Source organism: Rothia nasimurium, from assembly GCF_928391935.1.
Lineage (GTDB): Bacteria > Actinomycetota > Actinomycetes > Actinomycetales > Micrococcaceae > Rothia > Rothia nasimurium_D.
Genome location: NZ_CAKMTD010000005.1, coordinates 46,899 through 59,898 on the forward strand (window position 1 = coordinate 46,899; position 13,000 = coordinate 59,898).

Sequence of the window (13,000 nt, forward strand, 5' to 3'; positions counted from 1 at the left end):
CTAGCCTACTCCCCAGAAAGGACCATTTAAATCGGAAAAACCCACCTGCCTGGTGGGTTTTTCCGATTTAGGTGGTACCTATCCCCCCGGTGGGGCGGCGGGCTCGCGCGTCCTACATCTTTACCCCGCGCAGGGTACGCACCACCATTACGGTGCAAATCAGCATTAGCACCACACCAATAGCCGACGTGTAGACCACGCCTGAATCAAAAGCGTGCTGGGCCGAAGCCAGCAGGGCAGCGCCGGTGTCCCCGCCGATCCGTTCGGCAACCTCAACAGCCCCGCCCAGAGTCTCGCGGGCGGCGTCCGCGTCCGCAGCACTAACCCCCTCGGGCACCACCAGGTGGGCAACGTAGGCCGCGTTCAAAATCGACCCCAGAATCGCGGTGCCCATGACCGAGCCGGTCTCGTAGGCGGTCTCCGAGATAGCGGACGCCGCACCCGCCTTGTGCGGGGGAACAGCGGCCAGGATAATGTCGTTGGTCAGCGTCTCAGCAAAACCAATACCCACACCGAGCAGGGCAAAGGCCACCAGAATGCCGGTGTCAGACCCTGAATTAGCGGTGAAGAAGACCAGGGCGAAAGCCGCCGCGTTCATGAGCAGGGACCCGGCAATCACGATCCAGGGCTTGACCACCTTGACGATATACACCACCACGAGGCCCGCAACGACGGTCAGCACCAGACCGGGTAGCAGCAGGAGGGCGGCGCTGAAGGGGGAATGGCCGCTGACCAACTGCAGGTGCTGGGAGACGAAGTAGAGGAAGCCAACCAGTGAGAAAATCGCCATGAGGTTGGTCAGTACCGCGCCGGTGAACTGCTTGTTGGTGAAGAGGCGGACGTCCAGCATGGGGTTGGTGCGGGCCAGCTGGCGGCGGGTGAAGGCAAGGCCGCAGGCGGCGGCAATCAGGAGCAGGACGACGGTGAGCAGGTCGAAGCCGTCATGGGCGAAGTGCTTGATGGCGTAGACGAAGGGGGTCATGGTCGCCATAATTAGGGCGATGCTGACGAAGTCGATGGCGCCGGGGGCCGGGTCCTTGGAATTAGGAATCAGCCAGAAGCCCAGCAGGAGCATGGGCAGGAGGACGGGGACGGCCATGAGGAAGACCGAACCCCAGTAGAAGTGCTCTAGCAGGAAGCCACCGACGATGGGGCCCAGGGCGGCGCCGCCTGCGAAGCCGGACGCCCAGATTGCGATGGCGGTGCGGCGTTCGGTGGCGTCGGTGAACATGTTGCGAATAATCGAGAGCGTCGCGGGCATGAGCATGGCCCCGAAGATACCCATACCGGCGCGGGCGGCAATGAGCCAGGCGGCGGTGGGGGCGAAGGCTGCGGCTACCGAGATAACGGTGAAGCCGAAGCCGCCGATGAGGAGCATGGTGCGGCGTCCGAAGCGGTCACCCATGCTACCTGCGGGGATGAGCAGGCCCGAGAGAATCAGCGGGTACACATCGTTGATCCAGAGCAGCTGGGTGCCACTGGGGGAGAGCTGGGATGAAATCTCAGGCAGGGCAAAGGAGAGCACCGTGTTGTCGACAGAGACCAAGAGCACCGGCAGCATGAGGACGGCTAGGGCCGCCCAGCGGCGGGAGTAGGGGGTGGTGGGTGTTGCTTGGACGGCTCTCATCTGGCCGGTTGCGGGGTGCATGTCTGCTCTTTCGTGCTGTTTGGGCTACCTGGGATTGGTGCGGGCGCCTCGTCCGGTTAGGACGCTGGTGGTGCGCTTGGTCGCTCATCGGTAGCTGGGTGCCTGTGGGCACATTCCATACTGTACCGTCTGGACGGTTTTGTTTTCAAGTGGGGAGTCGGTAGGGTAGGCACTATGAGTTCTCGCGAAAAAATCCTTGACGCCTATGAAGCCCTGCTTATTGAAGAGGGGGAGCGGGCGGCGTCCATGAACGCTATTGCTACCCGCGCCGGGGTCTCGAAGGGGGGCCTGCTTTATCACTTCCCCGATAAGACTGCCCTGGTCGATGGGCTCTTGGCGCGGGCCTGGGCGCTGGCTGAGCGGGATTTTGAGGCCATGGCGAATGATCCTGCCGGGGCCTGCGCCTACTATGTGCGTACCTCCATGTACCAGGACACCCCTTTTGACCGGGTGTTTGTGGCCGCGTCGCGTCTGCGTCAGGACGCCGCCGAGAAGGTTGCCGGGGTCTATGACAGGATTCAGGGGCGCTGGTTTGAGATGATTCGGGCCGAGGTGCCCTCGGACGCGGTGGCTCGCGCTATCTTGCTGATGGGGGACGGGCTCTACTACAACGCGGCGGTCGCCAGCAGTGAGTCCCGCCCCAACCTGGCCCTCAGTGGCGATATGGACGCCCTGCTCGAGGTGGTAGAGCAGCTCAAGGGCTAGTGGCGCTGATGCACATGTAGCGCAAACCTTCACATGTTCCGGCAATGCCGACACATTTGAAGGTTTGCGCTACAGTTGCGTCTGGAACGGGTTAGCCAGCCAGCACCGCTATCGCCTCGTAGGGCCGCAGGGTGAGGGTGCCTGCGTCAGCGGCGTCCAGCGCAGAAGAATTCTTGTAATTACACAGGAGCACCGACCCCGCTGCAAACTCCGCAGGGAGCTGCACGGCGGCGTCCTCACCGTAAAAATTGCAGAGCACCAGCAGGCGCTGGCCCTCATGCTCCCGCACAAACCCGTACACGCTCTCATGCTCCCGGGCAAAAGGCTCATAGGTGCCCAGGGCAATCAGGGGCATGTCATGACGCAGGCGCACCAGCTCCCGGTAAAAGGGCAGAATGACGCCCTCCGCCTCTTCCTGCTCCACATTAATCTCAGCCTGCGAGGTCGGCCGCAACCAGGGCTCCACCTGCGAGAACCCAGCGAACTCCGAGGCATCCCATTGCATGGGCGTCCGCGAATTATCACGGGACTTCTTCGCCACCACCCGGAAAGCCTCGGCCTCACTCAAGCCGCGCTCGCGCAGCAGGGCAAAGGCGTTGTGTGACTCAACATCAACGTAGTCATCAATTGAGGTGTAGGTCGGGTCAACCATGCCGATTTCTTCGCCCTGGTAGATGTAGGGGGTGCCCCGGGTCAGGTGCACGGCAGCAGCCAGCATGGTGGCTGATTCGGCCCGGTAGCGCTCGACGTCGCCAAAGCGGTTGAGGGCGCGGGGCTGGTCGTGGTTGTTCCAGAAGGACGCCTGCCAGCCGCCCCCGTCCTGGATGCCAACCGCCCAGTCGGTGAGCAGCCCCTTGAGGGCCATGAAGTCGAAGGGCACGTCAGACCACTTTTCGGCCCCGTCGTAGTCCACCTTGAGATGGTGGAAGGAGAAGACCATGTCAAGCTCCTGGTGGGCCGGGTTGGTGTAGCGGACGCTGTTGGCGATGGTGGTTGACGACATTTCCCCGACGGTAACAGCCCCCTCAATATCGCCAAAGGTGGCCCGGTGGAGCTCCTGCACCCAGGTGTGGACGCGGTCGGTGTCGGTGTAGATGAGCTTGTCGTTTTCGCCGGGGGCGGCGTCGCGCAGGTCCTCGGCCTTGCCGATTACGTTGAGCACGTCGAAGCGGAAGCCGCGAACGCCCTTGTCCTTCCAGAAGTTAACCACCTTGAAGAGCTCTTCGCGCACGGCAGGGTTGTGCCAGTTGAGGTCTGCCTGGGTGACGTCGTAGAGGTGCATGTAGTAGAGGTCGGTGTCGCCAAACTTCGACCAGGCTGGGCCGCCGAACTTGGATTCCCAGTTGGTCGGCAGGGAGCCGTCCTCCTGTGCCGGGCGCAGGTAGAAGAAGTCCTGGTATTCTTTCTCCCCGGCCAGGGCCCGCTGGAACCACTCGTGCTCGGTGGAGACATGGTTCAGCACCATATCGAACATGACCCCAATGCCTTCGCGCCCCAGGGCAGCAATCAGCTCTTCGACGTCCGCCATGGTGCCCATCATGGGGTCTACCTCGTAGTAGTTGGCGATGTCGTAGCCGTTATCGTTCTGCGGGGAGACAAAGAAGGGGTTGAACCAGACCATGTCCACGCCCAGCGAGGCGATGTAGGGGACCTTCTCGATAATGCCCCGCAGATCCCCCACCCCGTTGCCCGTTGAGTCACGGAAAGACTTGGGGTAGACCTGGTAGATAACCTTGTGGTGAAAGCTCACGGGGTGCTCCGGCGGTAAGGACGCGCCCGCCCGGCTCGGTGCCCGGCGTCGGCTCAGGGGCCGGGTTCATCTGGTGGCGGTGCATCAGGGAAACGAAAGAGGACGTACCCACCCGGGTGGGTGGCTACGTCCTCAACCTTACTTGTCTAACAAGTGCTTGTCTGCCTGTTGGCGGGTAACTGGAACTTTATTCAGAAACCGGAATTTCCTGGCGGCGGTGGGCGAAGTCCAGGTAGCGGAACTTGTCAGCCCGGTGGCGGGAGATGGTGTACTGGAAGGCCTGGCCGTTGTCGAGCATAGTAATTGAGGTGGTGACGGCAACGTATTCGCCAGCGTGCAGGTTCAGGTGCTTGGCGTCATCCGGGGTGGCCTGCTCGATGGTGATCTGCTTGGCAGAAGACGCGATATTCAGCCCCAGGGTCTTCTCAAAGTAGGTGTAGAGGGAGTCCTGGGCGGCCTCACGGGGAATCTCGGGCACAATGCTCTTGACGATGTAGTCGTGATCGACAATAGCCGGTGAACCATCCATGTGGCGGACGCGCATCACATGGGTGACGGGCACCTGCTCAACGTCGCCGTCCGAAAGGGCTTGGAAGGGGACGTGGGGGAGGAGGGCGTCCTCCAGGGCCAGCAGCTCGGTCTGGGTGTCGCGGCTAGCAGATTCAGCGAACTCCTTGTAGCTCACCAGGGAGGAGACTGGGATGGAGTAGCGCTTGTGGTCGATCACCAGGGAGCCCTTACCCATAATGCGCTGGATGTAGCCGCGGTCGGTCAGGATAGCCAGGGCCTTGCGGGCGGTTTCGCGGGAGACGTTGTACTTCTCGGTCAGTTTCTTTTCACTGGGCAGGAGGTCGCCGACGCCGTACTTGCCTTCATCGATGTCGCGGGCGAGGTCGTGGTAAATGCGTTCAAACTTTCCCATGTGGTTCCCCTAAGGTCAGCGGGCGCGAGGAGTGAAAGTGGGCCTCGCGGTGATTCGTGTTTTCTATAGTTTAGGGTTCGTTTATTAAGTTTGCGAGAGACACACTAAATAAAAAAGGTCACACGTTAGACAGGTCAGGTGCAGTTCTGCACGGCCCCCAAAAATATGGTTCTGACTAGCAAAAACAAGGTGCTGTTGAGTTGGGCTAGAAAAAGAATGTGTCGCAAAACGCACCCAATAAAAAGGCGATAACACCCCACCCCACGGATAAGTTCGCATGGTGAGAAAAAGGACGATAAGGAGCACCGCCTCAGGGCAGGCAACCAGCCTGCCCCCTACCCCGGAACCGCGCATCCGTCCGTCCCGGGGAAGAAAGACCCCACTGTTACCCCATGTGACGGCACATAAACAAAAGCTTCCTCCCGCCCACCTAGCTGACATACAGTGATGTCACCACCGGGCGCACCCGGCAGAACCCCCAGTGTCCTGCCCACCACCTGCGCCCCCACCCCGTTCGTGAAAGGAACGACCCCGAGTGAACACCACCTGGAACCCCGCCCAGTACCTGCGCTACAACTCAGAACGCACCCGCCCCTTCGCTGACCTGCTCGCCCGCGTCCCCCAGCAAGAGCCCGCCCTGATTGTAGACCTGGGCTGTGGGCCAGGAAACGGCACCGCCCTGCTCCGCGCCCGCTGGCCCCAGGCACGCATCATCGGAATCGACGGCAGCGCCGACATGATCGAAGCCGCCACCGCCAGCAACACCGACCCCCTGGTCGAATACCGCCACCAAACCATCGAAGATTGGCTAGCTGAAGTCGAAGAAACCGGAATCCGCCCCGATCTGATCGTCTCCAACGCCGTCTTCCACTGGATCGAAAACCACATCGACCTCATGCCCCGCATCGCCGAGGCCCTCGCCGACGGCGGCAGCTTCGCCTTCCAGGTGGCAGGGAACTTCCTCGCCCCCACCCACGCCCTCCTGCGCGAGATTGCCGCAGAACCCGAATTCGCCCCCTACATCAGCACCAAACTCATCGACTCGGTCACCCCCGCCGGGGCCTACGTTGAGGCCCTGTCCGGCGACGGCTGGGACGTAGACGCCTGGGAAACTACCTACCAGCACGTCCTCCAGGGCCAGGACCCGGTTTACGAGTGGCTGGCCGGGGCAGGGGCCCGGCCCGTCCTCACCGCCCTACCTGACGGCGTCCGCGACCGCTTCGCCGACCGATACCGCGCTGCCCTGCGCGAGGCCTACCCTGCCAGCAGCGTCGGCACGATTCTGCCCTTTCGCCGGATCTTCGCCGTCACCACCCACATCGGCACCCAGGCCCTCGCCGCCTAAACCACCAGACCCCAGCCGGACGCCCCACCCGCCCCCTGCCCCGCAGCAGGGGAAGCGGGCGGGGCGTCCGCACCTATCTTCAGTATGCGAGAACCCCACCGGCGTCTCTGGGGCAGGGGCCCCTAGAGGCGTAGACTAGATACTCAAAGCTACAATCACACAACTTAAGGGAGCTACACATGCCTGAACTGCGCTCGCGTACATCAACCCACGGCAGGAACATGGCTGGGGCCCGCGCCCTCTGGCGTGCCACCGGCATGGGCGACGACGACTTCGGCAAGCCGATTATCGCTATCGCCAACTCCTTCACCCAGTTCGTACCCGGCCACGTCCACCTGAAGAACATGGGGGAACTGGTTGCCGGTGCTATCCGTGAAGCGGGCGGTGTTGCCAAGGAATTCAACACCATCGCCGTGGACGACGGCATCGCCATGGGCCACGACGGTATGCTCTACTCCCTGCCCTCCCGCGACCTGATTGCCGACTCGGTTGAATACATGGTCAACGCCCACCGCGCCGACGCCCTGGTCTGCATCTCTAACTGCGACAAGATCACCCCCGGTATGCTCATGGCCGCTATGCGCCTGAACATCCCCGTCATTTTCGTCTCCGGCGGCCCCATGGAATCCGGCGAAGGCATTGAGGGTGTGGTGGAGCACCGCCTTGACCTGGTAGACGCTATGGTCATGGCCGTGGACGACAGCGTCAGCGATGACGCCCTGGCCCAGGTCGAAAAGAATGCCTGCCCCACCTGCGGCTCCTGTGCCGGTATGTTCACCGCTAACTCCATGAACTGCCTCAATGAGGCCATCGGCCTGGCCCTGCCCGGTAACGGCACCACCCTGGCCACCCAGGTTGCCCGCAAGCAGCTCTTCCTCGAAGCGGGCACCAAGATTGTTGAGCTGGCCAAGCGCTACTACGACCAGGACGACGAGTCCGTCCTGCCCCGCTCCATCGCCACCAAGGCAGCCTTCGAGAACGCCATGGCCCTGGACGTCGCCATGGGCGGCTCCACCAACACCGTCCTGCACATCCTGGCGATTGCCCACGAAGCCGGCGTTGACTTCACCCTGCGCGACATCGACGCGATTTCCCGCAAGGTACCCTGCCTGGCCAAGGTGGCCCCCAACTCCACCAAGTACCACATCGAGCATGTGCACCGCGCAGGCGGTATTCCCGCCCTGCTCGGCGAGCTGGACCGCGCCGGTCTGCTGAACCGCGACGTCCACTCCGTGCACTCCGGCTCTCTGGAACAGTGGCTCTCTGACTGGGACATCCGCTCCGGCGCCGCCACCGACACCGCCAAGGAGCTCTTCCTGGCTGCACCCGGCGGCGTCCGCACCACCCAGGCCTTCTCCACCGCCAACAAGTACGAGTCCCACGAAACCGACGCCGAAAACGGCTGCATCCGCGCCGTTGAGCACGCCTACACCAAGGACGGCGGCCTAGCCGTTCTCTACGGCAACATCGCCGAAGACGGCGCCATCATCAAGAGCGCCGGTATCGACGAAGAGCTCTTCCACTTCGTTGGTAAGGCTTTTGTGGTCGAGTCCCAGGACGAGGCCGTCTTCGAGATCCTGTCGAAGAACGTGAAAGAAGGCGACATCGTCGTCATTCAGTACGAGGGCCCCAAGGGCGGCCCCGGCATGCAGGAAATGCTCTACCCCACCTCCTACCTCAAGGGCCTGGGCCTGGGTAAGAAGTGCGCCCTGATCACCGACGGACGCTTCTCGGGCGGCACCTCCGGTATCTCCATCGGCCACATCTCTCCCGAGGCAGCAGCCGGTGGCGCTGTGGGTCTGATTGAGCATGGCGACGAAATTGAGATCGATGTTCATAACCGCATCCTGCGCGTGAATGTGCCCGACGAGGTTCTGGCCGAGCGTCGCGCCAAGAAGGGCCCGGCCCCCTGGAAGCCCACCAAGCCGCGCGAACGTCAGGTTTCCACTGCCCTGCGGGCCTACGCCTCCATGGTCACCAGCGCCGACAAGGGCGCCGTCCGTATCGTCCCCGAGTAAACCGCGCCCCCTTTTTTACCCCTAGGTTAGGACGCCCCGCCCCGGCTTACGCACGCTGAGGCGGGGCGTCCGCCCGTTTCGGGGCTAAAAGCTGCCGGGCCCACCCTGTCATCTCCTCGCTAAAACTGTTGGCAAACCCTCAGCAAGTTGATATAGGTTTAAGGAGTAAGTACTAAAGACGAGATACCCCTAGGAGATGAATAATGTGGAAATCACGCCTGCACATATCAAGAAAACTGAATTAACCTGGGAGCCGCCGGACTACACCAGCTCCTACCCGGCCGGATTCACCGAGCAGGGCGTGGCCGTCATCGCCGTGGTCATGGACCAGGTGCAGGTCGCCGGGGACTGCCACGTGGGGCTGAGCTCCTTCGTCTTTATCTCCCGTGAAAACGGGGACCGCGAGATTATTGAGAGCGAGCCGATCGCCGAATCCCTGACCCACAGCCTCATGGACCCGTGCGACACCGTCCACACCGACATGCTCGGCCGGGCAATTCTGGCCGCCATGGACGTCATCCCAGAGGATTACAAGACCAACCTCATTACCGTTGCAGCCGACAAGCACTATTTGAAGCTGCTCTTCCGCAAGTTCACGGCCTTCCGGGATTTTTTGGAGTACCGTTCCATTGATAAGGTGATGAACCCTTACGAGTCGCACTCGCTGGGGGAGATTCATGTGAAGCTGATTGGCACCCCGGCGGGGGAGGTCATGCCGCATTTTATGGACGAGGCTTCGCGCCTAGCCCACCGGGAGCTTGAGCAGAACACGGCCCAGCTGCCGGTGGAGAAGCTGGTGGAGTACAGCGTCTTTACTGACTGTTCGTACAGGTCAACGAACAATAAGAAGTATTTAAAGGGCGGACGCATGGGCATCGGCGGGGTGAGCGAGGACGGCTTCTTCTTCCACGCCCACTACGACGCCACCAACATTATGACCGGGGAGCTCTCGGCCATGCTGGCTGCCTTTAATATCTTCTATCATGGTGGCCGCCAGCTGATTATTCATACCGATTCGCTGGGGGCACTGACCTTTGTGTTGCGCCTGGCCCATAACCGCTGGGTGTATAACACCTGGGCTACCGAGGGTGTGCAGAACCAGCAGGTTCTGGACGAGATGGAGCGGCTGACTGAGGCCATTCGGGAACGCCGGGTGCTGGTCAAGCACATTCCGGGGCATACCGGGCATGGGTTGCAGGAGTCGTCGGATTCGGTGTCGAAGATGCACCGGCACTTCCCCGGGCAGATTGTGGATAAGGGGCATGTCTCCGAGTTCAACCAGCGGTGCGAAGCGATTATTACGGCCCTGTCTGGGTGTGAGAAGGCTCTGCGGCTGCCCTGTGAGGACTGGATTCAGATCCGCCCGTCGGTGGTCCACGCCCGCAACCGCCTGTGGAAGTAGCAGGTTCCTTGCCCTAGGTACCATTTAAAACGGAAAAACCCACCTGACTGGTGGGTTTTTCTGATTTAAGTGGTACCTACTACCGGGGGCGTTCCGCTAAGCGACGTCCTGCTTCTCCTGACGGGCCCGGCGCAGCAGCCACACAAAAACAGCAACCAGGGCCAGCGCCACGATAACGTACACAACCTTGGAATACTGGTCGATAACGCCCTCAACAGCGTGCCAGTTCTCGCCCAGAACCCAACCACAGTAAATCAGCAGGGCATTCCAAATCGACGAACCCAGCAGGGTGTAAAGGCCAAAAGACACCGGATTCATACGGTCAATACCCGCAGGAATCGAGATCAGGGAGCGAATACCGGGGATAACGCGGCCGATCAGGATGGAGGCCTTGCCGTACTTGTCGAACCAGGCCAGGGCGGCGTCGACGTCCTCAACCTTCACCAGCCACATCCAGGCAGCCACCTTACGCAGGCGGTCAGCCCCAACAGCGGCACCCAGGTAGTAGAGGAAGTAGGCGCCAGCCAGGGAGCCAACGGTCGCCCAGATAAAGGCGGCGATAACGTTCATGGAGCCCTGCGAGGCGGTGAAGCCAGCCAGGGGCAGAATGACCTCTGAGGGAATCGGCGGGAAGACGTTCTCAAGGAAAACAGCCAGGCCAACACCGGGTGAGCCGATGGCCTCCATGATTGAGATAACCCAGTCGATAATGTTCTGGAGCACGAGTGCCCTTTCTTCTGTATGAATGTGGGCAACGGCCCGGTGACAAAACTCCCTCTATTCTCTCTTAGAACCCTGTATTTGACTATGGTCTAAGATGTGTGCGGGCTGTGGGTTTTGGTCACGTTGGGCGGGGCAGGTGAGTGTCTACTAGAATCGCGCGGTGCTTACGCGTGGGATGGACCTTACGCGAGTTTGGTGGACACTGGCCCTGTCAGGGAGGGGAGGGGAGTGGGGCGCTCGCGTCCTGACCTGCAGGCTGCCCCGGTAACTCTGCGTAACCTGTTCACACGGTGAAATAAGTTACCGCCCTCCCCTGGGCATGGGCGACTATGGAAGATAGAGAAGACCTACCTACCTCAAGGAGCTTTCATGGCCGAACATACTTTTGGCTTCCGCACCCGCGCCCTGCACGCGGGCGGTACCCCCGACGCTGAGCACGGTGCTCGTGCGGTTCCGATTTACCAGTCCACCTCCTTTGTTTTTAAGGACGCGGACGACGCCGCCAACCTTTTTGCCCTGCAGAAGTACGGCAACATCTACTCCCGTCTGGGTAACCCCACTGTGGCGGCGCTGGAAGAGCGTATCGCTTCGCTGGAAGGCGGTATCGGTGCGGTGGCGACCGCTTCGGGTATGGCCGCTGAGTTCATTACTTTTGCGGCACTCTGCCAGGCTGGGGACCATATTGTTGCTTCGTCCAACCTCTACGGCGGCACTATTACCCAGCTGGACGTTTCCCTGCGCCGGTTCGGTATCGACACTACCTTTGTGGACGGTACCGACCCGGCTGATTACGCCGCTGCGATCCGTCCTGAAACTAAGGCTATCTACACTGAGATCGTGGCTAACCCCTCGGGCCAGGTTGCTGACCTTGAGGGCCTGGCCCGTGTGGCCCACGAGAACGACATCCCCCTGGTTGTGGACGCCACCCTTTCTACCCCCTACCTGATTCGCCCCATCGAACATGGCGCTGACATCGTGATTCACTCGGTGACCAAGTTCCTGGGCGGCCACGGCACTACCCTGGGCGGCGTGGTCGTTGAGTCGGGTCGTTTCAATTGGGGCAACGGCAAGTTCCCCACCATGACCGAGCCGATTCCCTCCTACAACAATATTTCCTGGTGGGGTAACTTCGGTGAGTACGGCTTCCTCACCAAGCTGCGTTCGGAGCAGCTGCGTGACTTCGGCCCTTCCCTCTCAGCCCAGGCGGCTTTCAACCTGTTGCAGGGTGTTGAGACTCTGCCCCAGCGCATGGACGCCCACCTGGCCAACGCCAAGGAGGTTGTGGCCTGGCTGAACGAGGACGCCCGTATCTCCTACGTTAACTATGCGGGCCTGCCGGAGCATCCCCACTATGAGCGGGCGCAGAAGCTGCTGCCGCTGGGTGTTGGGTCGGTCTTCTCCTTCGGCGTTGCCGGCACTGAGAAGGCGGGCGGACGCGACGTGGGCGCCGAGTTTATCAAGAACCTGCAGCTGGCCTCCCACCTGGCGAACATTGGTGATGCCCGCACCCTGATTCTGCACCCGGCTTCAACTACCCACCAGCAGCTGACCGCTGAGCAGCTGGCTGCCGGTGGCGTGGGCGAGGACTTGATTCGTATTTCGGTGGGTCTGGAAGATGCCGTCGATATCATCTGGGATTTGGACCAGGCCCTGACCATTGCTTCTGGCCGCAACCATGCCGGTGAGGTCGTTGGTGTTGCTAGCGCTGATGAGCTGGTGGCCCGCCGTGAGGCTGCCGAGGCTGAGGCGGCTGCCCAGAAGGCTGCCCTGGAGGCGGACGCTGCCGCCCACGCCGCCGAACGCGCCGCGCGGGAGGGGGCTGGGACGTCCGCCCCGGCGTCCGCGCCTGCCTGCGAGATCCCTGCACCTAAGAAGGAGGCCTAAGCCGTGACTGAGATTCGTACCTGGGAAGGCCCCGGCGCACCGGAGCGACTGAAGATTCTGCACGAGACTAAGTCCATTGCGATTGTGGGTATGTCTGACAAGATTTCGCGCTCTTCCTATTTTGTGGCGACCTATTTGCAGTCGTCGAGCCCTTACACCCTGTATTTTGTGAACCCGATTTTGGCGGCTAAGGGTAAGGAGGTGCTGGGGCAGAAGGTGTATGCGTCGCTGGCTGATCTGCCGGTGGCTCCTGACCTGGTGGAGATTTTCCGCCGCAACGAGGATTTGCCCGGTGTGGTGCAGGAGGCCATTGCGGTGGGCGCGAAGACGGTGTGGATGCAGTTGGGCTCCTGGAATGAGGAGGCTGCGCGTCTGGGTGAGGACGCCGGGCTGAACGTGGTGATGGACCGGTGCGTGAAGATTGAGCACGCCCGCTTCCACGGCGGCCTGCACCTGGCAGGCTTCGTGACGGGCGTGATTTCGTCCAAGCGGCAGGTCCTGGCCTAGCCTCAGGGGTAGGTACCATCTAAATCAGAAATGACCACGAACTAGGTGGTCATTTTTGATTTAAATGGTCTTTTCTGGAGAGGTAGAGGTAAGGAA

10 protein-coding genes are annotated in these 13,000 nt (G+C 61.5%); 6 read left to right on the forward strand and 4 right to left on the reverse strand.

Features of this window, described 5'->3' with window-relative positions; translation table 11 throughout:
* Positions 1 to 112 precede the first annotated feature (112 nt).
* The gene (locus L7A15_RS06770; protein WP_237212379.1) at positions 113 to 1,648 is read right to left on the reverse strand and encodes an MFS transporter; all 1,536 of its coding nucleotides are present in this window, start codon (positions 1,646 to 1,648) and stop codon (positions 113 to 115) included.
* Between the two features lie 174 nt (positions 1,649 to 1,822).
* Here L7A15_RS06770 and L7A15_RS06775 point away from each other — a divergent pair, with 174 nt between their 5' ends.
* Positions 1,823 to 2,353 carry a TetR/AcrR family transcriptional regulator gene (locus L7A15_RS06775; protein WP_237201519.1) on the forward strand — a complete coding sequence of 177 codons (531 nt, stop codon included), beginning with the start codon at positions 1,823 to 1,825 and terminating at the stop codon, positions 2,351 to 2,353.
* Between the two features lie 91 nt (positions 2,354 to 2,444).
* Here the strand turns inward: L7A15_RS06775 and L7A15_RS06780 are convergent, their stop codons facing one another.
* Positions 2,445 to 4,103: an alpha,alpha-phosphotrehalase gene (locus L7A15_RS06780; protein ID WP_237208490.1), complete on the reverse strand. Its 1,659-nt coding sequence runs from the start codon at positions 4,101 to 4,103 to the stop codon at positions 2,445 to 2,447.
* Positions 4,104 to 4,290: 187 nt separating this feature from the next.
* On the reverse strand, positions 4,291 to 5,025 hold the full coding sequence (gene treR, locus L7A15_RS06785; protein ID WP_237189241.1) for a trehalose operon repressor: 735 nt from the start codon (positions 5,023 to 5,025) through the stop codon (positions 4,291 to 4,293).
* A 535-nt stretch (positions 5,026 to 5,560) separates the two neighbouring features.
* On the opposite strand from treR, the gene L7A15_RS06790 reads away from it, so the two are divergent.
* The 3 genes from L7A15_RS06790 to L7A15_RS06800 all read left to right on the forward strand — a co-directional run bounded on the left by L7A15_RS06790 (position 5,561) and on the right by L7A15_RS06800 (position 9,790).
* On the forward strand, positions 5,561 to 6,370 hold the full coding sequence (locus L7A15_RS06790; protein ID WP_237212380.1) for a methyltransferase domain-containing protein: 810 nt from the start codon (positions 5,561 to 5,563) through the stop codon (positions 6,368 to 6,370).
* Between the two features lie 179 nt (positions 6,371 to 6,549).
* Positions 6,550 to 8,388 (forward strand): dihydroxy-acid dehydratase, encoded by a 1,839-nt coding sequence (gene ilvD, locus L7A15_RS06795; protein WP_237212381.1) that lies wholly within the window; start codon positions 6,550 to 6,552, stop codon positions 8,386 to 8,388.
* Positions 8,389 to 8,584: 196 nt separating this feature from the next.
* Positions 8,585 to 9,790, forward strand: a complete 1,206-nt coding sequence (locus L7A15_RS06800; protein ID WP_237212382.1) for an RNase H family protein — start codon at positions 8,585 to 8,587, stop codon at positions 9,788 to 9,790.
* Between the two features lie 96 nt (positions 9,791 to 9,886).
* Here L7A15_RS06800 and L7A15_RS06805 read toward each other — a convergent pair whose 3' ends face one another.
* Positions 9,887 to 10,513, reverse strand: a complete 627-nt coding sequence (locus tag L7A15_RS06805; RefSeq protein ID WP_237208494.1) for a DedA family protein — start codon at positions 10,511 to 10,513, stop codon at positions 9,887 to 9,889.
* A 369-nt stretch (positions 10,514 to 10,882) separates the two neighbouring features.
* Between L7A15_RS06805 and L7A15_RS06810 the strand changes: the two genes are divergently transcribed.
* Positions 10,883 to 12,397, forward strand: a complete 1,515-nt coding sequence (locus L7A15_RS06810; RefSeq protein WP_237208495.1) for an O-acetylhomoserine aminocarboxypropyltransferase/cysteine synthase family protein — start codon at positions 10,883 to 10,885, stop codon at positions 12,395 to 12,397.
* 3 nt (positions 12,398 to 12,400) lie between these two features.
* A complete protein-coding gene (locus tag L7A15_RS06815) occupies positions 12,401 to 12,904 on the forward strand; it encodes a CoA-binding protein (RefSeq protein ID WP_237208496.1) in 504 nt (167 codons plus the stop codon).
* Positions 12,905 to 13,000: the final 96 nt, after the last annotated feature.

What these genes read in the sequence shown, in the direction of transcription:
- L7A15_RS06800 (WP_237212382.1), top strand. Translation starts at nt 8,585, where the DNA reads ATGAATAATGTGGAAATCACGCCTGCACATATCAAGAAAACTGAATTA.
- ilvD (WP_237212381.1), top strand. Translation starts at nt 6,550, where the DNA reads ATGCCTGAACTGCGCTCGCGTACATCAACCCACGGCAGGAACATGGCT.
- L7A15_RS06775 (WP_237201519.1), top strand. Translation starts at nt 1,823, where the DNA reads ATGAGTTCTCGCGAAAAAATCCTTGACGCCTATGAAGCCCTGCTTATT.
- L7A15_RS06810 (WP_237208495.1), top strand. Translation starts at nt 10,883, where the DNA reads ATGGCCGAACATACTTTTGGCTTCCGCACCCGCGCCCTGCACGCGGGC.
- L7A15_RS06770 (WP_237212379.1), bottom strand. Translation starts at nt 1,648, where the DNA reads ATGCACCCCGCAACCGGCCAGATGAGAGCCGTCCAAGCAACACCCACC.
- treR (WP_237189241.1), bottom strand. Translation starts at nt 5,025, where the DNA reads ATGGGAAAGTTTGAACGCATTTACCACGACCTCGCCCGCGACATCGAT.